This window comes from Comamonas sp. UBA7528 (assembly GCF_002479375.1).
Lineage (GTDB): Bacteria > Pseudomonadota > Gammaproteobacteria > Burkholderiales > Burkholderiaceae_C > Comamonas.
The window spans coordinates 146,843-168,769 of the sequence record NZ_DLMU01000016.1; the positions used below are offsets into that span (position 1 = coordinate 146,843).

A 21,927-nucleotide genomic window follows, 5' to 3' on the forward strand; every position below is an offset into this window, starting at 1 on the left:
CATGCACCTTTCTCCTTCCTCCACTGGGTCTGCAGCAGGCCCTGGCCGCCTGTGGCGTGGGGCGGCGTTTGCCTGGCTGCTGGTGGTGCTGGCGGTGGCCGGGCACCAGTGGCATTTTTGGCAGCAGAACCGCATCGACACCGATGTGCTGGCCTTGCTGCCGTTGAACGAGCAGGCTCCGGATGTGGCACGTGCCACACAGCAACTGTCCGAGCAGCTGTCACGCCAGGTGGTGGTGTTGCTGGGCACGGCGCAGTGGTCTGACAGTCGCCAGGCCGCCCAGGTGTTTCGCCACAGCCTGGTGCGGCAACAGCGTGCGCCGCTGCGCGAAGAGCCGCTGGCGCAGCAGACCTCGATGCGGTCGGCGCTGGATTTCTACCAGCCCTGGCGGCAGGCGCTGCTTACCCCGCACCAGCGTGAGCACTTGCTGCACACGCCGCGCGAGGCACTGGTGCAGCAAGCGTTGCAGGATCTGTACCAGCCCGGCATGCAGGCCCGGCTGACCGATTGGGTCAGCGACCCCTTGGGCTTGTGGACGCAGTGGTGGACGGCCCGCGCCGCACAGAGCCAGGCGCGACCACGCGATGGAGAGCTGTGGCTGGCGGCACAGAATCGCCAGTGGGTGCTGCTGCAGTATGGCTTGTCAGGTTCTGCCTTTCGCCTGTCGGGCGAACCTATTTTGCAGGAGGCCATGCAGGCCGCATTGGCCCAGGTGCGCCAGCAATGGCCCGACGCCCAGCTGCTGTTGGCTGGTGTGCCACTGCATGCCGAAGCTGCGGCCACCCAGGCCCACGGCGAGATCAACACCATTGGCTGGGGCTCGCTGGCCGGTGTGTTGCTGCTGGTCTGGTTGGCGTTCCGCTCGGTGCGGCCGGTGGCATTGGTGGGCCTGTCACTCCTGGTGGGCACGGCGGTCGCATTGTCGGTGACGGCCATCTGCTTTGAGCAGGTGCATTTGCTGACCCTGGTATTTGGCGCCAGCCTGGTGGGCGTGGCCGAAGACTATGGCATTCACTATTTCGCTGCGCGCCAGGGCGCCCCTGAGCGTACACCCCATGCGTTGATGCGGGCACTGCAGCCCGCGCTGTGGCTGGCACTGGGCACCAGTGCGATCGCCTATGTGGCACTGGGTACGGCTGCTTTTCCGGGGCTGCGGCAGATGGCGCTGTTTTCCGTGGTGGGACTGACTGCCGCCATGTTGACGGTGGTGTGCTGGTTTCCGTGGCTGGACAGCGGCAAGGTGCCACAAAGCCGCATTGCCCAGCGCATAGGCCTGACGCTCAATGCATGGCCGCGTTGGCGTGGTGCTGCCTGGGGATCGGCACTGCTGTGCGTGGCGATGGCCGCTGCGCTGTGGCTGGGTGGTGGCGTCAACATCCAGGACGACGTGCGCCAGCTGCAAAACGGATCGCCGGCCCTGGTGGCGCAGCAACGGCAGGTGGGTGAGATGCTGGGCCTGCCCAGCCCGGCGCAGTTCTATCTGGTCAAAGGCAGCGACGCACAGCAGGTGTTGCAGCGCGAAGAAGCGCTCAAGGTTCGGCTGGATGCGCTGGTGCAGCAGCACCTGCTGGATGGCTATGCGGCGGTATCGGATTGGGTGCCTTCCGCGCAGCGCCAAGCACAGGATGTGGCCCTGGTGCGCAGCGTCCAAGCCGATGTGCTGCGGGGCATCAATGCGCAGCTGGGCGAGGCCTTTGAAGCCCCGGTTGCGGCCTTCGTGCCTCCTTTGACGCTGTCGGACTGGCTGGCTCAGCCCATTGCCGCTGCGGTCAGGCCTTTGTGGCTGGGTGCGGATGGCGGTGCCATGCGCAGCTTGCTGATGCTGCGTGGCGTGCAGGGTCAGGCGGCACTGCCTGCGCTGGCTGCTGCGGCCCAGGGGCTGGAAGGAGTGGCCTGGGTGGACAAGCCTGCGGAAATCTCGGGCCTGCTGCAGCGCTATCGCGTTTCCATGACCGAGTTGCTGGTGTTGGGCCACGTCCTGGTCCTGGGCGCCTTGTGGCTGCGCTTCGGACGCAAGGCCTTGCGTGCCTGGGTGCCGACGGTGATGGCCAGCCTGGCGGTGGTGGCCGTGATGGCGGTCTGGGGCCTGCCCTGGCAGTTGTTCAACGTGCTGGCGCTGATGCTGCTGTTGGGGGTTGGTATTGATTACGGCATTTTCCTGCAGGAGCACGAGGGCGATCCCCATGCCTGGCTGGCCGTGGTCATCGGCGCGGGAAGCACCTGGCTGTCCTTCGGTTTGCTGGGCCTGTCCAGCACGCCCGCGCTGCGCGCCTTTGGCGTGACGCTGATGCTGGGCCTGCCGCTGGTTCTGGTGCTGGCGCCGCTCTTTCGCGCGGACACTGCGGCAGCCGGCGCTGGCGCGCCACCATTGCTTGATCGAGAGCAAGCCGCACCTGGCAAGGGAGAGGGTACAACCCCTTGCCACAAAGGAGTGAGGAGATGACACGGATGGAGCAGACCGAGATTTTGATCATTGGCGCCGGCCCTTCGGGGGCGGTGGCCGCAGGCCTGTTGCGCCGGCAGGGACGCCAGGTGCTGATTCTGGAAAAAGAGACCTTCCCCCGTTTTTCGATTGGCGAAAGCCTGCTGCCACAGAGCATGGAATACATCGCGCAAGCGGGCATGCTGCAGGACGTGGTGGAAGCGGGCTTCCAGTACAAGAATGGCGCGGCTTTTGCCAGAGGCGAGCAGCACACGGACTTTGACTTTCGCGACAAATTCTCGCCAGGCTGGGGTACGACCTACCAGGTGCAGCGCGGTCATTTCGACAAGGTACTGGCGGATGCGGCGGAGAAAGCCGGTACCGAAATCCGTTACCGCCACACCGTGGTGGCGGTGGATGTCAGCGGTATCCAGCCGCAGGTGAGAGTTCGATCGCCCGAAGGGGAAGAATATGTGGTACAGGCCCGCTATCTGCTGGATGCCAGCGGCTTTGCGCGCATCCTGCCACGCATGCTGGACCTGGAATATCCTTCGGATTTTCCGGTGCGTGGGGCCCTCTTTACCCATGTCGAGGACCGTATCGCGCACCAGGACATGGACCGCAACAAGATTCTGATCTCGGTGCATCCAGAGCACCGGGATGTGTGGTTCTGGACCATCCCGTTCTCGAACGGCCGTTGCTCGCAGGGCGTGGTGGCCACTCCGGAATTCCTGGCCCGCTACCAGGGCTCGGAAGTGGAGCGCCTGCGTGCCATCATTGCCCAAGCGCCCAGCCTGTTGCATGTGTTGCGCAATGCCCGGTGGGACAGCCCTGGGCGATCCATCACGGGCTATTCTGCCAATGTGACTTCGCTGTGGGGCAACGGTTATGCCCTGCTGGGCAATGCGGGCGAGTTTCTGGATCCGGTGTTCTCCAGCGGTGTCACCATCGCCTTCAAGTCCGCCAGCCTGGCGGCCGGCTGCATTGCGCGCATGTGGCAGGGCGAGGCCGTGGATTGGCAGACGGACTATGCCGTACCGCTGCAGGCCGGCGTCGACACTTTCCGCGCTTTTGTGCAGGGTTGGTACGACGGCGGCTTTCAGGATGTGATCTTCCATGAGCCGCACGCGCCGGAGATACGTCGCATGATCTCATCCATCCTGGCGGGCTACGCCTGGGATGCGGACAACCCCTATGTGGCTGAGCCACAGCGCCGCCTGGGTGTGCTGCGCGACCTGTGTGGGGCCGTGGCCGCATGATGAAAATGCCTGGTTTGGTTGCGCCACTCTCGGCCTGGAGTGCCTGTGTGGCGGTCTGTGTGCTGACCGGTTGTGCCAGCGGCCCGGTGGCTACTGGCGCAGCGCCACTGCAGCTTGCGCTGGCTCCGGCCGCGCTGGGGTGCAGTGTGGCGGTGCAGCAGCAACTTACGGTGCAGCCGCCCAGCGCAGCTGTGCAGACGCTGGATGCATTGCTGGAAGTGGATGGGCAGGCCGTGCATCTGGCCCTTTTCCATATGGGGCAGCGCATGGGGGTGCTGCACTGGGATGGCCAGCAACTGCAGACCGAGCTGTCACGCTGGTGGCCTGCGCAGCTGCCGCCTGCCCAAGTGCTGAGTGACCTGCAGCTGGCATTGTGGCCGGTGGCCGCCATTGCGCAGGCACTGCCTGCCGGGTGGCAGGTGCAGGAGGCGGCGCAGGGGCGGCTCCTGTCTTACAAGGGGCAGGTGCGGACGGATGTGCTGGCAGCCGGAGCCGGGGCATTCGATATCCGCTATGTGCCGGCAGGCTGGAGCCTGCATGTGGCATCACCCGGTGGCTTGCAACCTTGTGCGGTAGGACAGGAGGCGCCATGAGCCGTGTATATATCCCAGCGATGGCGGCCTGCAGTGCCCTGGGTGGCGATGCGGCCAGCTTGCGCGCCGGCATGTGGGCCGAGCAAGATCCCTGCAGCTTGCAGACTACCGACCGCTATTCCCCTGGTCGCAGCCTGCCGCTGGGGTGTTTGCCCGCACAGCTGCAATTGCCTGCGCTGGATTTCGCGCCACCGGAGCAACGTTCGCGCAACAACGCGCTGGCTTGGTCGGTGGCCCAGCAGTTGCGCGCAGACATTGACCAGGCGATTGGTCGCTGGGGTGCGCACCGGGTGGCCGTGGTGGTGGGCACCAGCACGGCCGGGGTGCAAGAAGGTGCGCAGGCCGCGACACACTGGCGCGCGCAGCAGCAGTTTCCGCAGGATTTTGACTATGCGGTGCAGGAGATGGGCAATGTGGCGGCCTTCCTGGCCCAGCACCTGGGTGTTCAGGGCCCGGCACACACCATCTCCACGGCATGCTCTTCGGGGGCGAAGGCGCTGGCGTCGGCTGCGCGTTGGCTGCAGGCGGGACTGGTTGACGCCGTGGTCGCCGGTGGGGTGGATGCGCTGTGCGCCTTTACCGTGGCGGGCTTCAGCGCACTGGAAGCCGTGTCGGAAGTGCGCTGCAATCCGCTGTCTGCGCAGCGCAGGGGGATCAATCTGGGGGAAGGTGCGGCTTTTTGCCTGTTGACACGGCAAGAGTCTCCCGTATGGCTGGCCGGCTGGGGAGAGACGCAGGACGCCCACCATATGTCAGCTCCCGATCCCAGTGGGCAGGGCGCGGCAGCGGCCATGCAACTGTCGCTGCAGCGCGCGGGCTTGCGACCGCAGGATGTGGATTATGTCAATCTGCATGGGACGGCCACGGTGCACAACGATGCCATGGAAAGCTTGGCCGTGCGCCAGGTGCTGGGCGACCAGGTTCCCGTGAGCTCCACCAAGCCCCTGACTGGCCACGCGCTGGCTGCAGCCGGTGCGCTGGAGGCCGCGATGGCCTGGCAACTGTTGCAGGACAATCCCAAGGGGCGGCTGCCCGTGCACTGGTGGGATGGTGTGCCCGATCCGCAGTTGCCTGCGCTGCGCGTGGTGCAGCCTGGTATGTCCCTGGGCCGCGCGCCCCGTGCGGTGCTGAGCAATTCCTTTGCCTTTGGCGGCAGCAACTGTGCCTTGCTACTGGCGACTGCCTGAGGGGCGATCCAGATGAGTGTGTTTTTACCCATTGAGAACTATGTCCCCCACCGGGGGGTGATGCTGCTGCTTGAGCGCCTGCTGCATGCCGATGCCGAGGGCGCCGAGGCCCAGGTGACGGTCTCCCGCGATGGACTGTTTGTGCAGGATGCTGGTATGCCGGCCTGGGTGGGGATGGAGTACATGGCCCAGACTGTGGCCGCCTGGGCGGGCTGGCAGGCTCTGCAAGCCCAGAGGGCGGTGAAGCTCGGGTTCCTGCTGGGCACACGCAAGTATCAGGCTGCATGCGGCCATTTCGCCCCGGGGGCGGTGCTGCTTGTGCGGGTGCGCAGTGAACTGGTGGGGGAGAACGGCTTGGGCATGTTCGCCTGCGAGATTGTGCAGGGAGGGGCGGAAGGGGATCGCGGACAGGAGTGTGTGCTGGCACAGGCACGCATCTCGGTGTACGAGCCCGAGGATGGAAGCGCATATATTCACGCGCTGGAAAAACAGGGAGTGAGTGAACAAGATGAATGAGACCCACCAAACCACCACCGTGTTGGTGACCGGGTCCAGCCGGGGCATTGGCCGCGCGATTGCCATGCGCCTGGCGCGCGATGGTTTTGACATCGTGGTGCATTGCCGCAGCGGACGCGAACAGGCACAGCAGACGGTGGAGGCCATCCAGGCGTTGGGCCGACAAGCCCGCGTGCTGCAATTTGATGTGGCCGACCGTGCAGCATGTGCCCAGCAACTGGAGGCTGATATGGCTGCCCACGGCGCGTACTACGGCGTGGTCTGCAATGCCGGCATCGCCCAGGACAACGCCTTTCCTGCCATGACGGGTGAAGAGTGGGACGCCGTGGTGCACTCCAATCTGGATGCCTTCTACAACGTGCTGCACCCCATCGTCATGCCCATGGTGCGCCGTCGCCAGCCGGGGCGCATTGTCACGCTGGCTTCAGTATCGGCCCTGATGGGCAACCGGGGACAGACCAATTACAGCGCCGCCAAGGCCGGGGTGATTGCCGCAACCAAATCGCTGGCCATCGAGCTGGCCAAGCGCGAGATCACTGTCAACTGTGTGGCGCCGGGCCTGATTGATACCGACATGGTCAACGACGAGGTACTGGAACACGCGCTGGAGCTGATCCCCATGCGCCGCATGGGACAGGTGGAGGAAGTGGCAGCCCTGGTGGCATTTCTGATGGGGAAAGATGCGTCATACATCACGCGCCAGGTCATCTCCGTCAATGGGGGCATGATCGGATGAGCGCAAGCAGCAAACGGCGCGTGGTCGTCACCGGCATTGGCGCACTGAGCCCCCTGGGGCATGACTGGTCCACGGTACGTGAGCGGTTGCGCGCGGGCCGCACGGCCATCCGCGTGATGGACGAATGGAAGGCCTATGATGGCCTGAACACCCAGCTCGGGAGCACCGTGCCAGAGTTCAATCTGCCGGCACATTACAACCGCAAGACCATGCGCAGCATGGGGCGTGTGGCGCTGATGGCCACACGGGCGAGTGAGCTGGCGCTGGAAGATGCGGGTCTGCTGGGCGATCCCTTGGTCAAGAGCGGGCAGATGGGAGTGTCCTACGGTTCATCGGCCGGCACCCCGGCGGCCATCGGTGACTTTGGCCGCATGATGGCCGAGAAAAGTACCGAGGGGATCAACGCCAATACCTACATCAAGATGATGTCGCACACGGCGGCAGTCAACATCGGTGTGTTCTTTGGCACCACGGGGCGCATCATCACCACGTCCAGTGCCTGTACTTCGGGCAGCCAGGGGTTGGGCTATGCCTTCGAGGCGATCCAAAGTGGCAAGCAATTGGCCATGCTGGCAGGCGGTGCCGAGGAGCTGGATGCAACCCAGGCGGCCGTTTTTGACACCCTGTTTGCCACCAGCCTGAAGAACGACACCCCGGAGCTGACACCGCGTCCCTTTGATGCGCAGCGTGATGGCCTGGTGCTGGGCGAAGGGGCATGCACCTTCGTACTGGAAGAGCTGGAACATGCGCAGGCGCGCGGCGCGCACATTCATGCGGAGTTGATTGGCTTTGCCAGCAATTCCGATGGCACCCATGTCACCCACCCCAATCCCACCACCATGGCACAGGCGATGCGCATGGCACTGGACGATGCAGGCCTGGCACCGGAGGCCGTGGGCTATATCAATGCCCACGGAACAGCCACCGACCAGGGGGATATTGCCGAGTCGCAGGCCACGCACCAGTTGTTCGGCGGCCGCGTGCCGGTCAGCACGCTCAAGGGTTATATGGGGCACACATTGGGTGCGTGCGGTGCTCTGGAGGCGTGGATGACCATCGAGATGATGCGCGAAGGCTGGTTTGCTGCCAACGCCAATCTCGCACAACCAGACCCGCGCTGCGGGGCGCTGGACTACATCATGGATACGCCGCGCGCACTGCACACTGATGTGGTGATGAGCAACAACTTTGCTTTCGGCGGCATCAATACATCGCTGATCTTTCGGCGCTGGAACCCGTAAATCACAAGGAGAGTAATCATGAAAACGATACGCCAAATCGCCTTGGGCGTGGTGATGGCTGTGGCCGTGGGCAGTGCGATGGCACGCAACACCGAAATCTATGAGCCACCAAAGATGCTGTGGGCATCAGCGGCGGAACCGACACCGCAGCAGTTGCGTGACCGCATTGTGGCGGCAGGGCAGTCGCTGGGCTGGGTGGTGAGCAAAGATGAGGCAGGACGCCTGGAGCTGCTGTATGACAAACAAGGCAAGCACCAGGTCACGATTGCCGTGCAATATGACGCCACAGGCTACAAGATTGACTACCTGAGCAGCGTGAATCTGGATTTTGCCGAGGCGAACGGCGTGCGCAAAATCCATCCCAATTACAACCGCTGGGTTCGCAACCTGATGAAACGAATCGGTACGGCGTGAGGGGAACGTGCGCACTTTGCTGATAACAACGCCTTTGAAGGGAGAGGGTAGGACATGAAGAAGATGGCATTGACGTTGCTGGCCTTGGCCGCAACCACGCTGGCTCACGCACGCGACGACGTGGTGGTGCTGCCGCTGGCGGATGTGGTGCAAATGGGCCTGGACCTGGGCAAGCTGGATGGAAGTGTGAAGTTCTATCTGTCTGGTGCAGCGACCCCCCGGGTCAGTGCCCAATTGGGCGATGATGTCTCCAACAAGAAGACCAATGGGGTGGGCAAGGACGATGCCGCCGCCTGCAAATGGGCGGCGCTGTCGGCGCTGATGGCTTTCGAGGCTTCTGCGAAACAAAAGGACGCCAATGCGGTGGTGGACCTGCACAGCTTCTACAAGCGCAACCCGAAAAAGGACCCTGTGAACTTCGAATGCCATGCCGGCAATGTCGTCATAGGGGTGGCGCTGAAGGGCACATACGCCCGCGTAGCGAAGTGATGGCAGCAGCCCCCTGGGGGCTGTTGCTGGCCCCGCAGGTCGCCATGGCGGAGCAGGCGGGCATGGAGTGCCCCGGGTGGCTGAGTGATTCAGAGCAGCACAGACTGGCGGGACTGCGAACAGCGGCCCGCCAGTCTTTGTTTGTGGCGTGTCGCTTTGCGTTGCGGCAGTTGCTGGCGGCAGACGGTGGAGCTCCGAACACTTGGTCGTTGGGCAGTTGCGCGGCTCGTGCTCCATGGGTGGAGCGGGATGGGGGCCGGGTTGACCTGAGCCCGGTTCCATGGCTGTCCCTGTCGCACAGCGGAGGCTGGATTGCCTGCGCCAAGGCGCCGGTGGCGGTCGGCGTGGATCTGGAGGTGCAAGCAGCGGACCGACAGCGTGATGTGCAGGCTCTGGCGGCGCTGGTGTGTGCGCCTTCGGAGCTGGATTGGGTGCTGTCGCATCCTACCGAGACGCAGCAGCAGTGCTTTTTACAACTTTGGTGCCTGAAAGAGGCGTATTTCAAATGCCTGGGCACAGGGCTTGATTTGGCACGCATTCGCCACAGTGCATGGCATGTTCGCCACGGCGATTCCACGCCGGATGTGCCTGTGGTTGCTCGGGCGCACCGCCTGCCCCAGGCACATGCACGTGTGTGGCAGTCGTGGACGGAGGACGGCGCAGTGGTGTGCATGGCTCTGTGTGCCTGCAGCCCGCTGCCAGCCCTTACGCCTTGTGTGACCGGTGCCGAATTGGGTTGGCGCAGCGTTACAGAATGGCGCCTGTTAGCGGTGACGCAGAGGTCGGAGCCATACTGAAAAGTAAGGAAAGAAGACATTGTTGGTCACCGCTTGCATTGGGAAGTTTGGTGCCTGACTGCTCTGGTTTGCTGGCTCACTTGCTTTGGGTGTGGCATCGCATCCCCCCAAGCTTCGCTCATCCGGTGCTGTGGCGTGGCCCGGCATCGGGCAGGGGCGTGTCGGGTAAGGAGCGGTTCTGGCCGGGATAAGGCTGACCGCATCATGATGGCCGCTGCCGTTCCTCCATCGTTTCGGGGGATGTACAGTGCTTGAATGGGTGTTTTCCCGTGCTAGCAGAAGTTGGCGGTGGGCGTAGAGAGCGGGGCAGTTCAGGGGCATCATGCATGGGGACTGGGCTATCCGTTGGCAAAGGGAATCAGAGGGCAGGTACAATCTTTCTTTTGGAGCTTTCACATGCGCCTTCTCGGTAAAGCACTGACGTTCGACGACGTTCTGCTGGTTCCCGCATTCTCTGAAGTCCTGCCTAAGGACGTTTCTCTCTCCACCCAATTCACGCGCAACATCACGCTGAACCTGCCCCTGGTTTCGGCCGCGATGGACACTGTGACAGAAGCGCGTCTGGCGATTGCCATTGCCCAGGAAGGCGGCATTGGCGTGATCCACAAGAACATGACGGCCGAGCAGCAAGCCGCCGAAGTGTCCAAGGTCAAGCGCCACGAATCCGGTGTGGTGCACGATCCCGTGGTCATCACCCCCGAGCACACCGTGCTGCAAGTGCTGCAGCTGTCGGAAGAGCGCGGCATCTCCGGCTTCCCCGTGTGCGATGGCGGCAAGGTGGTCGGCATTGTGACCAGCCGCGATGTGCGCTTCGAGACGCGCTACGACGTCAAGGTCCGCGAGATCATGACGCCGCGCGAAAAGCTCATCACCGTCAACGAAAAAGACGGCACCACCCCGGCACAGGCCAAGGCGCTGCTGAACAAGCACAAGCTCGAACGTATTCTGGTGGTCAACGATGCCTTTGAACTCAAGGGCCTGATCACGGTCAAGGACATCAACAAGCAGACCACCTTCCCCAATGCGGCGCGTGACTCCGCCGGCCGCCTGCGTGTGGCCGCTGCCGTGGGCGTGGGTGCTGGCACCGAAGAGCGCGTGGAACTGCTGGTCAAGGCCGGTGTGGATGCGCTGGTGGTGGACACGGCACATGGCCACTCCAAGGGTGTGATCGACCGCGTGCGCTGGGTCAAGCAGCACTACCCGCAGGTGGACGTGATCGGCGGCAATATCGCCACCGGCGCGGCTGCGCTGGCACTGGTGGAAGCCGGTGCCGACGGCGTGAAGGTCGGTATCGGCCCGGGCTCCATCTGCACCACTCGTATCGTGGCAGGTGTGGGCGTGCCCCAGATCATGGCCATCGACAACGTGGCCCAGGCACTGAAGGGCACAGGCGTGCCGCTGATCGGTGACGGTGGTATCCGTTTCTCGGGTGACATCGCCAAGGCCCTGGCCGCTGGTGCCTCCACCATCATGATGGGCGGCATGTTCGCCGGTACCGAAGAAGCACCGGGTGAAGTGATTCTGTACCAAGGCCGCTCGTATAAGAGCTACCGTGGCATGGGCTCGATCGGTGCCATGCAGCAAGGCTCGGCCGACCGCTACTTCCAGGAATCTTCCACCGGCAACCCCAATGCCGACAAGCTGGTGCCTGAAGGCATTGAAGGCCGCGTGCCCTACAAGGGTTCCATGGTCTCCATCGTCTACCAGATGGCCGGCGGCGTGCGCGCCTCCATGGGCTACTGCGGTTGCGCCACGATTGCCGAGATGAACGAACGCGCCGAGTTCGTGGAGATCACGGCGGCCGGCATCCGTGAATCCCACGTGCACGATGTGCAGATCACCAAGGAAGCGCCCAATTACCGCGCCGACTGAGTTCCACTCAATCTGACCAGATTGCAAATTCTGGTCTGAATGTTAAAATCTGGTCTGATTCCAATGTCAGGCCAGATTTTTCTTTTTTGCGCAGCCACTTTATGCAATCCGTCGGCATCTACGAAGCCAAGACCCGTTTCTCTGCCTTGATCGAACTGGTCGAGCAGGGCGAGGAAGTGCGCATCACGCGCCACGGCAAGGAAGTGGTGCGCATGCTGCCGGTGCGCCGCAAACCGGTGATCACCGATGAACAGATCGCCCGCGAGCTGGAGCAGATCCAGGCGCTGCAGCGCTCCGTCCGCCCAGCCACGGCGGTGGACACGGTGGCCCCGCTGCGCCAGACCGGACGGAGCGTGGCATGAGCGCTTTCATTCTGGATGCTTCTGTCACCGCTGCCTGGCTGCTGCCCGAACATGCCAGCCGCCACACCGAGCGCCTGTACACCCGCATCCGCCGCGATGAGGTCGATCCGCAAGCCCCCAATCTCTGGCAGTGGGAATGCGGCAATCTGATCGCCTCGGGTGTGAATAATGGCCGCATTCCGCATGGGTCTGTCGAAGGCCTGTGGGGCGTGCTGGAAGCCATCCGCCACCGCGTGGAGCTGCACGATCTGGCACCCGCCCAGCACAAAGCCGTGCTGGATGTGGCGCTGGACACGGGTTTGCCCACCTACGACGCTGCTTACCTGTGGCTGGCGCAGTCGCTGCGCCTGCCACTTGCCACATTCGATGCCGCCCAGATCGCCGCCGCCCGCAAACGCGGCGTCGCGCTGCTGGCGCCAGAAGATTTCTAGCCCCTTTTTTGTCACCCTCTTGCCCTTGAACACCATGCAACACGACAAGATACTCATTCTGGACTTCGGCTCTCAGGTCACACAGCTGATTGCCCGCCGCGTGCGCGAAGCCCATGTCTACTGCGAAGTCCACCCCTGCGATGTGAGCAGCGACTGGGTGCGCGAATTCGCCGCCGATGGCAAGCTCAAGGGCATCATCCTGTCCGGCAGCCACGCGTCCGTCTACGAAGTGGACGACCGCGCACCGGACGCCGTGTTCGAGCTGGGCCTGCCCGTGCTGGGCATTTGCTACGGCATGCAGACCATGGCCACCCAGCTGGGCGGCAAGGTCGAAGGCAGCAACAGCCGCGAATTCGGTTACGCCGAAGTGCGTGCCCATGGCCACACCGAACTGCTCAAGGGCATCGAAGACTTCGTCACGCCCGAAGGCCACGGCATGCTCAAGGTCTGGATGAGCCACGGCGACAAGGTCACCGAGCTGCCTCCCGGCTTCAAGGTCATGGCCTCGACCCCCAGCTGCCCCATCGCCGGCATGGCCGACGAAGCACGCCGTTACTACGCCGTGCAATTCCACCCCGAAGTCACGCACACCGTGCAGGGCCAGGCGCTGCTGAACCGCTTTGTGCTGGATATCTGCGGCACACAGGCCGACTGGATCATGGGCGACTACATCGAAGAAGCGGTCGCCAAGATCCGTGAACAGGTGGGTGACGAGGAAGTGATTCTGGGCTTGTCCGGTGGCGTGGATTCGTCGGTGGCTGCGGCGCTGATCCACCGCGCCATCGGCGACCAGCTGACCTGCGTGTTCGTGGACCACGGTCTGCTGCGCCTGAACGAAGGCGATATGGTCATGGAGATGTTCGAAGGCAAGCTGCACGCCAAGGTGGTGCGTGTCGATGCTTCCGACCTGTTCCTGGGCGAGCTGGCTGGCGTGTCCGAGCCCGAGCAAAAGCGCAAGATCATCGGCCGCCTGTTTGTGGACGTGTTCAAGGCCGAAGCCTCCAAGCTCAAGGCGGCCAACGCCGGCAGCAAGGGCGCGACCTTCCTGGCCCAGGGCACGATCTACCCCGACGTGATCGAGTCTGGTGGTGCCAAGAGCAAGAAGGCTGTCACCATCAAGAGCCACCACAATGTGGGCGGCCTGCCAGAACAGCTGGGCCTGAAGTTGCTGGAGCCGCTGCGCGACCTGTTCAAGGACGAAGTGCGCGAACTGGGCGTGGCCCTGGGCCTGCCGCGCGGCATGGTCTACCGCCACCCCTTCCCCGGCCCGGGCCTGGGTGTGCGCATCCTGGGCGAGGTGAAGAAGGAATACGCGGACCTGCTGCGCCGCGCCGATGCCATCTTCATCGAAGAGCTGAACAACTGGATCGACGAGAAGACCGGCAAGAGCTGGTACGACCTGACCAGCCAGGCCTTCACGGTCTTCCTGCCTGTGAAGAGCGTGGGCGTGATGGGCGATGGCCGCACCTACGACTACGTGGTGGCCTTGCGTGCGGTGCAGACCAGTGACTTCATGACGGCCGACTGGGCAGAGCTGCCTTATGGTCTGCTGAAGAAGGTGTCCGGCCGCATCATCAATGAGGTGCGTGGCATCAACCGCGTGACCTATGACGTGAGCACCAAGCCGCCTGCAACCATCGAGTGGGAATAATCCCGCTGGCTGGTGGAGCGTGGCGCTCCACTGCAGATAAAAAGGCCTGCAATTGCGGGCCTTTTTTATGGAGCCCTTGATAGGGGATGCATCAAAAGCAGTTTGTCCCGGGAGTTTTTGACGCGTTATCGGATCTGTTGCTCACCGTTGTCGGAGAGGCGTTGAGCAATATAGTCAGTTCTCTGGAATCGAACCGACGACAAGCGCTGCAAAGAAAACGAGTAAAAGGGCAACCACGAGGAGGCCACGCCCTGTCCCAATCCGCCCGTGGGATACTCTGAATCCTTCTTCGGCATCCCAGGTGGTCCGGCCGTTCGCACGGAGCATCCTATAGGCGTAAATCAATGTGCCCAAGTTGATCAAAGGGAATCCTGCGGCCAAGCCTCGCCACCAGACTTTGGCGCTGCGTTTCAATGCCTGACCGTAGGTGAGGGCGTGCGGGGCGTTGTAGATCAACCGGGTCTTGAGCAGGAACTTGCCTGGCGTGGTGCCAAATGTGGACAGACAGAACGGTTCTACAAAAACCCACGTGAATAGTGCAAGCAGACCAGTTGCGTATTCATTTTCCTTTGTGATAGGTAGTTGGGGAGCAAATATCCCCCATAGAACTCCGAGAGTAATTGCCCATAACGATATGTCGATGGTCCGCGCAAAGAACCGAACCCATGGTCGCACTTGATTGACGTCTGTTTCCTCGGTCGTTTGACTCTTTGAAGAAGAAAAAGATTCAGGCGCACTGAAGGTGGTGGGCTTGTTTACCTGGGCATCCAGCCAATTCGGCGAGGCTGCCGAAGCGGCCACTGCCTTGCCGCAGGCTTGGCAGAATTGCGCTTGCGTAGGCAGTGCGGTGCCGCAGTGGGTGCAAAACATTTGATTTTCTCCCTGAGTGAAACATTTTGTTTTATCTTACCTGCACAGCACGCCGGTTCTCTTGTCTGCTCTCAGCCCGATCAGAGCATTCGGATCGACATGAAGCGAATGGTTTGTCCGCAGCCCAGGGAATTAGAGTTTGGCTGTTGACCAGTGCGGCTGGGCATTTTGCTTGGCCGCGGACGTACCGTTTGCCATGCATGCACCTCCAGGGCTGCTGCTTGCGGGCAGCCACGCAAGAATGGATCAGCCATTGATGCAATTGGCTTGGGTCATCCGGATTCGAACGTTTCCGCTGCCGGCATGATTGTCCTATTCATCTGCTTGTTGACCGTGCGTTTGATCGCAGGGGCACGTGTGCTTGCAGCCTTCATGGCGGCATGCCGTCGCTGCGCTGGATTCAACAAAGGATAGAAAAGCCTCCGCCATCGACCAGCGCAGAACGTAGCCAACATACGGATCAGCGGCACGCCGCTGTGTAGGGCTGACCTGGTGCGCACAAGGATGCCGAGGCTGTCGGCTTTGGGTTGTTACGGCTCAGGCTGCCTGCGTCAGCGCTTGGTCGATCACATCGCGCAGACGGCGCAGTTCTGCGGTGGTCAGTGCACTGCTGTAGCGCACCTGGTGCTCTGGCCGCCGCGCGCTGGGGACGACGCTGGTGATCAGCAGGTGGTGTTGGTCTGCCCCCAAGGACTGGATGGTGGCATCCAACTGCGCGCATACGGTGGTTTGGGTGATTGCCATGTGGACTCCTGTTTCCCCGCAGACTGTTGAAACGTCTGCTACGTGCGGGGAGGAGTGCGCGGCTCAACGTTTTAGCAGTTGGTAACGCCCCTGCAATAGTCATAACTCGGGCGACCAGCACTTGAAGCTGGTGTGCAAATTCTAGCAGCTACCACACGCAGGGTGCTGGAACTGGGCCAGTGGAAGTTCAGAACGCGTCCACGCTGTGTTCGCCCAACGGGGACTGCTGGGCCAGCAACTGCAGCACCTCTTCCGGCGGCAGTGGCTCCGGCAAGGGCGCCAGGACGGGTGGTGGTGCATGGGATTCCAGGCGTGCAGCATCAGCGTCGGTCATGGGCGGTCTCCTGACTGGGGGTAGGTGTGCGTTCGTCTGCCCACTATCGGTGGCGCCGGGGGGCGCAATATGAGGCAGACAGGGTGTCTGCTTGTCAGTCAGTAGCTGATTGGCATGTCAGCGTGCTGGCAGCGGCGGTGTGCCAACCGAGTGGGTATGCAAGGCATGTGGGCGCCGCGGGCTATGGGACAGGTCGGTGCAGCGGACAATTTCTTACAAGACTTTCCATTGCTGGCGGTGCAAACTTTCTAGACTTCCCACGCCTTGCAAAGGAGTTGTGCGATGAAAAAATGGTGTGCGATGCTGTCTGTGGTGGCCCTGTTGTCGGGCTGTGTGGTGTATCCGGGCTATGGCCATGACCATGGCCGTGGAAATGACCGGGATTTCTGTCCGCCGGGGCAGGCCAAGAAGGGCAATTGCTGAGCCGTGGCCGGGGCTGCTGTGATGATTGGAAACACCTGATCGTGCGGCATTCCAGTAGGCTTGCGCGTTCTGTTTTTCCGGTTCCTAACAATGATCTTCTCCCAGGCTCCCCACTGGCTGTTGTCGGCCTTGTTGTGTGCGCTCCCGTTGTCGGTGCTGGCGGACCATGACGACCATGGCCACCGCCACAAGCACAAAGGCGGCAGCTACAAGGAAGAATTCTGGGACGGCCACTGCAAGGTGGAGCGCAAGTGGAAGCGCAACGGCGAGTTCAAGGAAAAGCGCAAGTGCCGTGCGCAACCCATGGTCTACCACCGCCCGCCGCCGCCCGTCATGGTCTATCCTGCAGTGCCGCCCGGTGCGATCGTGATCAGCCCGCAGGTGGTGATCCGCCCCTGAGTCCCTGCGGCGGCGCATGCGCACTGCTGACACCACACCCCGCTTCTGGCGGGGTGTTTCATTTGGTGCTGCCCCTGCATCCAGTTGTGGCAGAGGGACACACCGCGGTGGATTGCGGCGACAGGACGGGGTTTTGCAGGTCGTGCCAGGCATGGCGCAGGCGAGATTAGGCAAAATGTGAGCAACTTGTGCGCTTGCAGCTTTGATCTTGGCGGTTTTGCCGACGAAAGCGGCACAAGCCGCTTTATTTTCAGGGGCGTGCGACCGGCCGCTGGGTTCGGGCAGGCGGGACGTGCCGCACGCCAGCTGCCGGTCATGCGCTCCACCTGATGGTGACCCATGCGCTGGCTGGATTTTCTGATCGACTTTTTCCACGATAAATACCCCTCGGCCGAGCGCCTGGGGGTGCCGGTGGCGCGCTGGCGCCAGAGCATCTACCGCACGGTGTTCGAGACCAACACGCCCATGGGCAAACGCTTTGAAAAGCGGCTGACCGTGGCCATCGTGCTGAGCCTGTGCGTGGTGATTGCGCACAGCATTCCGTCGATTGCCCAGGGCTGGATGGTGTACGGGCTGCGCACGCTGGAGTGGATGTTCACGCTGGCGTTCACGGTGGAATATGGCCTGCGGCTGATTTCCGTGCGTCGGCCCTGGCGCTATGCCTTGAGCTTCTACGGACTGGTGGACCTGCTGGCCATCATCCCCGGCTATCTGTCGTTGTTCCATCCGGAATACCAGTTCCTGGGCGCCATCCGGGCGCTGCGGCTGGTGCGCACCTTCCATGTGTTCCCCATCCTGCGTGGCTTCCTGGAGGATTACTTCATGCTGGGCCGGGCGCTGAAGCACAGCGCACGCAAGATATTTGTCTTCCTCAGCGTGGTGGCGGTGATCGTGTTCGTGATGGGCGCGTTGATCTTTGTGATCGAGGGCCCCGAGCATGGCTTTACCAGCATGCCCATGGGCATGTACTGGGCCATTTCCACTGTGACCACCGTGGGCTATGGCGATGTCACGCCGTCCACGCCGTTGGGCAAGATCTTTGCCTCCGCGATGATGCTGGTGGGCTGGAGCATTCTGGCCGTGCCCACCGGTATTGTGGGGGTGGAACTGTCGCGCGGTTTTGGCACCAAGCCCTGCCGGCGGCCGCTGCACTGCGAGACCTGTGGTGAGGCACGCCATGAGGACGATGCACGCTTTTGCCGGCGTTGCGGCACCCGTCTGACGGAGGCGCGTAGCGAGGCCGAAGCAGGCACGGTGCGGGCGGCGGCACCGGATGTGGGTGCAGTCGGTGCCGGCAGCACTGCCAGCACAGCGGGGACAGCACCGGCTGCTAGCACCACCCCAGCCGATCCCGCTGCGGCTCCTGCAACGCCTCCTGCCAATGACGGCAGGCATACAGATGAGGCGCAGGCCGCTTGATCAGACTTACGGCTTACGGTTGACGGCTGTGGGGACAGGCACAGCCCCCGCGAGCTGCAAGGCCGCGCGAGCCAAGGCATCGGCCTGCTGGTTGCGGTGGCGCGGCACCCAATGCAATGTGACTTCCGCAAACTGCCGCACTGCCGCACGGGCCTGGTCATACAGCGGAGTCAGGCGCACCACGGGCTTGGGCTTGGCCAGGGTGAGCTGTTCCACCAGGATGCTGCTGTCGCTGTAGACACGCGCATGCTGGGCCTGCTGGGTACGCAGCACTTCCAGTGCGGCCAGCAGGGCCAGTACCTCGGCTTCGTTGTTGCAGCCGGTGCGGTGGGTGTCCTGCGACACGGTGTGGCAGATACCGGCAGGGCTGACCAGGACCGCCCCTAGCGCCATGCGGCCGGGGTTGGGCAGGGCGCTGCCGTCGATATGGACGGTCCAATGGAGCGCGTTGGGCTCCGGAGAAATAGTGAAAGAAGCAGGGGAAGCAGGGATAGCGGCAGTCTCAGGCATGGCAGCACTGTAGCGCCGATCCCGGGAGCGCGGCGGCACCCGGCTGCGGTATGGCGCGTATGGGTGCGCGGTGCGCAAAGTGCGGGGTAAGTGTGATTCGAATTGGTGCGAATTACGGTGTCGTGACACCAAGATGGTGCACTGCATTTGATATTCATCAAGTACTTGGCGTAGTATCGAAAATATTATGGGCGCATTAATAAAAAACCCGTTGCACTGAGCTGCTGACCCGGTCCGGAAGGGCTCCCCGAAAGGGCTGGCAAGCGTTTGGCGTGACCTACAAGGCACCTTGGTGCCACACCCACGGGAGTCCCTATGGCCGACCCTCAAGCCCCCTCTACCCGCCAAGAGGAACTGCGCAGTTTTGCGTTTCTGACTGTGGTCATGGCCCCCGTCCTTACGGGTGCCATCATCGTGACCTACGGTTTTCTCGTCTGGTTCTATCAAATGTTCGCCGGCCCCCCTCACGCGTGAAGGGGAGGTGATACATGAGCGATGAACTGCATATCGCCAGTCTGGTCGTGCATGTGGTGCCCGCGTCGTTGACGGGGGTGGCGCAGGCGGTGATCGGTGTCGACGGGCTGGTGCTGCACGGCACCCACCCCAGCGGCAAGCTGGTCGTCACGCTGGAAGGGCCCAGCGCCGCTTCCGTCCTGGACCGTGTTTCCAACATCCAACACCTGGAGGGCGTGATCAACGTCTCTCTGGTCTACCAGCATGCCGAGGCATGGCATTCACTCAATCAAGAGGTAAAGCATGAGCAGCACAAGGCGTGACTTCGTTCGTCAATCTGCCGCTGCGGCAGCAGGTGCCGTGGCCGGCATTCCCATTGAAGCCATTTCGCAGGGTACGGTGCCGCAGGCAGGCGGCGCGCAACTGACATGGTCCAAGGCCCCCTGCCGCTTCTGCGGCACGGGCTGTGGCGTGATGGTGGCCGTCAAGGACAACCGCGTGGTGGCCACGCAGGGCGACCCCGAAGCGGAAGTGAACCGGGGGCTCAACTGCGTCAAGGGCTACTTCCTGTCCAAGATCATGTACGGCGAAGACCGGCTGACCAAGCCGCTGCTGCGCATGAAGAATGGCGCGTACGCCAAGGACGGTGAATTCCAGCCCGTGTCCTGGGACAAGGCCTTCGACGTGATGGCCGAGCAGTTCAAAAAGGCGCTGAAAAAGCAGGGTCCTTCCGGGGTGGGCATGTTCGGCTCGGGCCAGTGGACGGTATGGGAAGGCTATGCCGCCTCCAAGCTGTTCAAGGCAGGTTTCCGTTCCAACAACATCGACCCCAATGCGCGCCACTGCATGGCGTCTGCCGTGGCCGGCTTCATGCGCACCTTCGGCATGGACGAGCCCATGGGCTGCTACGACGATATCGAGCAGGCCACGGTCTTTGTGCTGTGGGGCTCGAACATGGCGGAAATGCACCCGGTGCTTTGGACCCGCGTGACCGACCGCCGCCTGAGCAATCCGGACGTCAAGGTGGCCGTGCTGTCGACCTTCGAGCACCGCTCGTATGAGCTGGCCGACATCGAGCTGACGTTCAAGCCCCAGACCGATCTGGCGATCCTGAACTACATCGCCAACCACATCATCGCCACCGGGCGCGTGAACCAGGACTTCGTCTCCAAGCACTGCAACTTCAAGCTGGGCAATACCGACATTGGCTATGGCCTGCGTCCCGAGCATCCGCTGCAGAAAGCGGCCAAGAATGCGGACGATCCGAACGGCGCCAAGCCGATGACGTATGAGGAGTACGCCAAGTACGTCTCCAAATACACGCTGGAGTACACGACCGAGCTGACCGGCGTGCCCGCGAACCGGCTGAAGGCGCTGGCCGAGCTGTACGCCGACCCCAAGACCAAGGTGGTGTCCTTCTGGACCATGGGCTTCAACCAGCACACCCGCGGTGTCTGGGCGAACAACATGGTCTACAACATCCACCTGCTGACCGGCAAGATCGCCACGCCCGGCAACAGCCCGTTCTCGCTGACGGGCCAGCCTTCGGCCTGCGGCACTGCCCGGGAAGTGGGCACCTTCTCGCACCGCCTGCCGGCTGACATGGTGGTGACCAATCCCAAGCACCGCGCCATGGCCGAGGCGATGTGGAAGCTGCCGGAAGGCACCATCCCCGGCAAGCCCGGCTACCACGCCGTGCTGCAGAACCGCATGCTCAAGGATGGCAAGCTCAACGCCTACTGGGTGATGGTGAACAACAACATCCAGGCCGGTGCCAACCTGGCCCAGGAAGGCTACCCCGGCTACCGCAACCCCGAGAACTTCATCGTGGTCTCGGATGCCTACCCCACGGTGACAGCCGTGGCCGCCGACCTGATTCTGCCCACCGCCATGTGGGTGGAAAAAGAGGGTGCCTACGGCAACGCCGAGCGCCGCACCCACTTCTGGCACCAGCTGGTGAAGGCGCCGGGAGAAGCCCACTCGGATCTGTGGCAGCTGATGGAGTTCTCCAAGCGCTTCAAGATCGAGGAAGTCTGGCCCGAGGAGCTGCTGGCCAAGAAGCCGGCCTACCGCGGCAAGACCATGTACGAGGTGCTGTTCCGCAATGGCCAGGTGGACAAGTTCCCGGTCACGGACATGGACAAGGCCTACGACAACGAAGAGTCCACCCACTTCGGCTTCTATGTGCAAAAAGGTTTGTTCGAAGAGTACGCGGCCTTTGGCCGTGGGCATGGCCATGATCTGGCGCCCTTCGACGAGTACCACAAGGTGCGCGGCCTGCGCTGGCCGGTGGTGGATGGCAAGGAAACCCGCTGGCGCTACCGCGAAGGCTCCGACCCGTATGTGAAGGCAGGCACCGGTTACCAGTTCTACGGCAACGTGGACAACAAGGCCAATATCTTTGCCCTGCCGTACGAGCCCGCTGCCGAGTCGCCGGACAAGGAGTTCCCGTTCTGGCTGTCGACCGGCCGCGTGCTGGAGCACTGGCATTCGGGGTCGATGACCCGCCGCGTGCCCGAGCTGCACCGTGCTGTGCCCAATGCCCTGTGCTACATGCACCCCGAGGATGCGAAAGCACTGGGTCTGCGCCGGGGCAGCGAGGTGGAGATTGCATCGCGCCGTGGTGCCATGCGCTCGCGGGTGGAGACCCGGGGCCGCAACAAGCCGCCGCGTGGCCTGGTCTATGTGCCCTGGTTTGACGCCAGCCAGCTGATCAACAAGGTGACGCTGGATGCCACGGACCCGATCTCGCTGCAGACGGACTTCAAAAAATGCGCCGTCAAGATCACCAAGGTTTGATGGCAG

General features: G+C 62.8%; 23 protein-coding genes. 19 read left to right on the forward strand and 4 right to left on the reverse strand.

Annotated features, from left to right (window positions below):
- Nucleotide 1 precedes the first annotated feature (1 nt).
- The 14 genes from apeM to guaA all read left to right on the forward strand — a co-directional run bounded on the left by apeM (nucleotide 2) and on the right by guaA (nucleotide 13,970).
- Nucleotides 2-2,443 carry an ApeM family transporter gene (gene apeM / locus B3349_RS20120; protein ID WP_291591440.1) on the forward strand — a complete coding sequence of 814 codons (2,442 nt, stop codon included), beginning with the start codon at nucleotides 2-4 and terminating at the stop codon, nucleotides 2,441-2,443.
- Nucleotides 2,440-3,681 carry an NAD(P)/FAD-dependent oxidoreductase gene (locus B3349_RS20125; protein ID WP_291591442.1) on the forward strand — a complete coding sequence of 414 codons (1,242 nt, stop codon included), beginning with the start codon at nucleotides 2,440-2,442 and terminating at the stop codon, nucleotides 3,679-3,681. The genes apeM and B3349_RS20125 overlap by 4 nt, the downstream gene beginning before the upstream one ends.
- 14 nt (nucleotides 3,682-3,695) lie before the next feature.
- Nucleotides 3,696-4,274, forward strand: coding sequence for an ApeN family LolB-like membrane protein (gene apeN / locus B3349_RS20130; RefSeq protein ID WP_291591444.1), 579 nt, complete (start codon nucleotides 3,696-3,698; stop codon nucleotides 4,272-4,274).
- On the forward strand, nucleotides 4,271-5,461 hold the full coding sequence (locus tag B3349_RS20135; protein ID WP_291591445.1) for a beta-ketoacyl-ACP synthase: 1,191 nt from the start codon (nucleotides 4,271-4,273) through the stop codon (nucleotides 5,459-5,461). The genes apeN and B3349_RS20135 overlap by 4 nt, the downstream gene beginning before the upstream one ends.
- Before the next feature lie 12 nt (nucleotides 5,462-5,473).
- Nucleotides 5,474-5,977 (forward strand): hotdog family protein, encoded by a 504-nt coding sequence (locus B3349_RS20140; protein ID WP_291591448.1) that lies wholly within the window; start codon nucleotides 5,474-5,476, stop codon nucleotides 5,975-5,977.
- The gene (locus tag B3349_RS20145; RefSeq protein WP_291591449.1) at nucleotides 5,970-6,713 is read left to right on the forward strand and encodes a 3-ketoacyl-ACP reductase FabG2; all 744 of its coding nucleotides are present in this window, start codon (nucleotides 5,970-5,972) and stop codon (nucleotides 6,711-6,713) included. The genes B3349_RS20140 and B3349_RS20145 overlap by 8 nt, the downstream gene beginning before the upstream one ends.
- Complete coding sequence (locus tag B3349_RS20150) at nucleotides 6,710-7,954, forward strand: beta-ketoacyl-ACP synthase (RefSeq protein WP_291591452.1); 1,245 nt, start codon at nucleotides 6,710-6,712, stop codon at nucleotides 7,952-7,954. Before B3349_RS20145 ends, B3349_RS20150 begins: the two co-directional genes overlap by 4 nt.
- 18 nt (nucleotides 7,955-7,972) lie before the next feature.
- The gene (gene apeA / locus B3349_RS20155; protein ID WP_291591453.1) at nucleotides 7,973-8,368 is read left to right on the forward strand and encodes an ApeA family protein; all 396 of its coding nucleotides are present in this window, start codon (nucleotides 7,973-7,975) and stop codon (nucleotides 8,366-8,368) included.
- Between the two features lie 54 nt (nucleotides 8,369-8,422).
- Entirely contained in the window at nucleotides 8,423-8,857 is a 435-nt protein-coding gene (locus tag B3349_RS20160) for an excinuclease ATPase subunit (protein ID WP_291591454.1), read from the forward strand.
- A 62-nt stretch (nucleotides 8,858-8,919) separates the two neighbouring features.
- Nucleotides 8,920-9,654: a 4'-phosphopantetheinyl transferase family protein gene (locus B3349_RS20675; RefSeq protein WP_414646952.1), complete on the forward strand. Its 735-nt coding sequence runs from the start codon at nucleotides 8,920-8,922 to the stop codon at nucleotides 9,652-9,654.
- Between the two features lie 396 nt (nucleotides 9,655-10,050).
- The gene (guaB, locus tag B3349_RS20165; RefSeq protein WP_291591456.1) at nucleotides 10,051-11,526 is read left to right on the forward strand and encodes an IMP dehydrogenase; all 1,476 of its coding nucleotides are present in this window, start codon (nucleotides 10,051-10,053) and stop codon (nucleotides 11,524-11,526) included.
- A 101-nt stretch (nucleotides 11,527-11,627) separates the two neighbouring features.
- Nucleotides 11,628-11,888 carry a type II toxin-antitoxin system Phd/YefM family antitoxin gene (locus B3349_RS20170; protein WP_291591457.1) on the forward strand — a complete coding sequence of 87 codons (261 nt, stop codon included), beginning with the start codon at nucleotides 11,628-11,630 and terminating at the stop codon, nucleotides 11,886-11,888.
- Nucleotides 11,885-12,319: a type II toxin-antitoxin system VapC family toxin gene (locus tag B3349_RS20175; protein WP_291591458.1), complete on the forward strand. Its 435-nt coding sequence runs from the start codon at nucleotides 11,885-11,887 to the stop codon at nucleotides 12,317-12,319. The genes B3349_RS20170 and B3349_RS20175 overlap by 4 nt, the downstream gene beginning before the upstream one ends.
- 34 nt (nucleotides 12,320-12,353) lie before the next feature.
- The gene (gene guaA, locus B3349_RS20180) at nucleotides 12,354-13,970 is read left to right on the forward strand and encodes a glutamine-hydrolyzing GMP synthase (RefSeq protein WP_291591460.1); all 1,617 of its coding nucleotides are present in this window, start codon (nucleotides 12,354-12,356) and stop codon (nucleotides 13,968-13,970) included.
- Between the two features lie 174 nt (nucleotides 13,971-14,144).
- Here guaA and B3349_RS20185 read toward each other — a convergent pair whose 3' ends face one another.
- From B3349_RS20185 to B3349_RS20195, 3 genes are all read right to left on the reverse strand, one after another.
- Nucleotides 14,145-14,840: an RDD family protein gene (locus tag B3349_RS20185; protein ID WP_291591461.1), complete on the reverse strand. Its 696-nt coding sequence runs from the start codon at nucleotides 14,838-14,840 to the stop codon at nucleotides 14,145-14,147.
- A 537-nt stretch (nucleotides 14,841-15,377) separates the two neighbouring features.
- A complete protein-coding gene (locus tag B3349_RS20190; protein WP_291591463.1) occupies nucleotides 15,378-15,584 on the reverse strand; it encodes a hypothetical protein in 207 nt (68 codons plus the stop codon).
- A gap of 187 nt (nucleotides 15,585-15,771) precedes the next feature.
- Nucleotides 15,772-15,918 (reverse strand): hypothetical protein, encoded by a 147-nt coding sequence (locus B3349_RS20195; protein WP_172591823.1) that lies wholly within the window; start codon nucleotides 15,916-15,918, stop codon nucleotides 15,772-15,774.
- Nucleotides 15,919-16,431: 513 nt separating this feature from the next.
- On the opposite strand from B3349_RS20195, the gene B3349_RS20200 reads away from it, so the two are divergent.
- Together B3349_RS20200 and B3349_RS20205 are read left to right on the forward strand one after the other, a co-directional pair.
- Nucleotides 16,432-16,740, forward strand: coding sequence for a hypothetical protein (locus B3349_RS20200; RefSeq protein ID WP_291591465.1), 309 nt, complete (start codon nucleotides 16,432-16,434; stop codon nucleotides 16,738-16,740).
- Nucleotides 16,741-17,079: 339 nt separating this feature from the next.
- Nucleotides 17,080-18,159, forward strand: a complete 1,080-nt coding sequence (locus B3349_RS20205) for an ion transporter (RefSeq protein WP_291591467.1) — start codon at nucleotides 17,080-17,082, stop codon at nucleotides 18,157-18,159.
- Between the two features lie 6 nt (nucleotides 18,160-18,165).
- On the opposite strand, the gene B3349_RS20210 is transcribed toward B3349_RS20205, so the two are convergent.
- Complete coding sequence (locus B3349_RS20210) at nucleotides 18,166-18,669, reverse strand: reverse transcriptase-like protein (protein WP_291591468.1); 504 nt, start codon at nucleotides 18,667-18,669, stop codon at nucleotides 18,166-18,168.
- Between the two features lie 315 nt (nucleotides 18,670-18,984).
- Between B3349_RS20210 and napE the strand changes: the two genes are divergently transcribed.
- Genes napE through napA form a run of 3 tightly spaced genes read left to right on the forward strand, consistent with a single transcriptional unit; the run spans nucleotide 18,985 to nucleotide 21,921 of the window.
- On the forward strand, nucleotides 18,985-19,143 hold the full coding sequence (napE, locus tag B3349_RS20215) for a periplasmic nitrate reductase, NapE protein (protein WP_291591470.1): 159 nt from the start codon (nucleotides 18,985-18,987) through the stop codon (nucleotides 19,141-19,143).
- Nucleotides 19,144-19,157: 14 nt separating this feature from the next.
- Nucleotides 19,158-19,445, forward strand: coding sequence for a chaperone NapD (locus B3349_RS20220; RefSeq protein ID WP_291591471.1), 288 nt, complete (start codon nucleotides 19,158-19,160; stop codon nucleotides 19,443-19,445).
- Nucleotides 19,426-21,921 (forward strand): periplasmic nitrate reductase subunit alpha, encoded by a 2,496-nt coding sequence (gene napA / locus B3349_RS20225; protein ID WP_291591472.1) that lies wholly within the window; start codon nucleotides 19,426-19,428, stop codon nucleotides 21,919-21,921. The genes B3349_RS20220 and napA overlap by 20 nt, the downstream gene beginning before the upstream one ends.
- The last annotated feature ends 6 nt before the right edge of the window (nucleotides 21,922-21,927 follow it).

Bases quoted from the DNA above. Each gene is read 5' to 3' on its own strand.
- apeM (WP_291591440.1), top strand. From the start codon at position 2: ATGCACCTTTCTCCTTCCTCCACTGGGTCTGCAGCAGGCCCTGGCCGC.
- B3349_RS20125 (WP_291591442.1), top strand. From the start codon at position 2,440: ATGACACGGATGGAGCAGACCGAGATTTTGATCATTGGCGCCGGCCCT.
- B3349_RS20135 (WP_291591445.1), top strand. From the start codon at position 4,271: ATGAGCCGTGTATATATCCCAGCGATGGCGGCCTGCAGTGCCCTGGGT.
- B3349_RS20140 (WP_291591448.1), top strand. From the start codon at position 5,474: ATGAGTGTGTTTTTACCCATTGAGAACTATGTCCCCCACCGGGGGGTG.
- B3349_RS20145 (WP_291591449.1), top strand. From the start codon at position 5,970: ATGAATGAGACCCACCAAACCACCACCGTGTTGGTGACCGGGTCCAGC.
- B3349_RS20150 (WP_291591452.1), top strand. From the start codon at position 6,710: ATGAGCGCAAGCAGCAAACGGCGCGTGGTCGTCACCGGCATTGGCGCA.
- apeA (WP_291591453.1), top strand. From the start codon at position 7,973: ATGAAAACGATACGCCAAATCGCCTTGGGCGTGGTGATGGCTGTGGCC.
- B3349_RS20160 (WP_291591454.1), top strand. From the start codon at position 8,423: ATGAAGAAGATGGCATTGACGTTGCTGGCCTTGGCCGCAACCACGCTG.
- B3349_RS20675 (WP_414646952.1), top strand. From the start codon at position 8,920: ATGGAGTGCCCCGGGTGGCTGAGTGATTCAGAGCAGCACAGACTGGCG.
- guaB (WP_291591456.1), top strand. From the start codon at position 10,051: ATGCGCCTTCTCGGTAAAGCACTGACGTTCGACGACGTTCTGCTGGTT.
- B3349_RS20170 (WP_291591457.1), top strand. From the start codon at position 11,628: ATGCAATCCGTCGGCATCTACGAAGCCAAGACCCGTTTCTCTGCCTTG.
- B3349_RS20175 (WP_291591458.1), top strand. From the start codon at position 11,885: ATGAGCGCTTTCATTCTGGATGCTTCTGTCACCGCTGCCTGGCTGCTG.
- guaA (WP_291591460.1), top strand. From the start codon at position 12,354: ATGCAACACGACAAGATACTCATTCTGGACTTCGGCTCTCAGGTCACA.
- B3349_RS20185 (WP_291591461.1), bottom strand. From the start codon at position 14,840: ATGTTTTGCACCCACTGCGGCACCGCACTGCCTACGCAAGCGCAATTC.
- B3349_RS20190 (WP_291591463.1), bottom strand. From the start codon at position 15,584: ATGGCAATCACCCAAACCACCGTATGCGCGCAGTTGGATGCCACCATC.
- B3349_RS20195 (WP_172591823.1), bottom strand. From the start codon at position 15,918: ATGACCGACGCTGATGCTGCACGCCTGGAATCCCATGCACCACCACCC.
- B3349_RS20200 (WP_291591465.1), top strand. From the start codon at position 16,432: ATGATCTTCTCCCAGGCTCCCCACTGGCTGTTGTCGGCCTTGTTGTGT.
- B3349_RS20205 (WP_291591467.1), top strand. From the start codon at position 17,080: ATGCGCTGGCTGGATTTTCTGATCGACTTTTTCCACGATAAATACCCC.
- B3349_RS20210 (WP_291591468.1), bottom strand. From the start codon at position 18,669: ATGCCTGAGACTGCCGCTATCCCTGCTTCCCCTGCTTCTTTCACTATT.
- napE (WP_291591470.1), top strand. From the start codon at position 18,985: ATGGCCGACCCTCAAGCCCCCTCTACCCGCCAAGAGGAACTGCGCAGT.
- B3349_RS20220 (WP_291591471.1), top strand. From the start codon at position 19,158: ATGAGCGATGAACTGCATATCGCCAGTCTGGTCGTGCATGTGGTGCCC.
- napA (WP_291591472.1), top strand. From the start codon at position 19,426: ATGAGCAGCACAAGGCGTGACTTCGTTCGTCAATCTGCCGCTGCGGCA.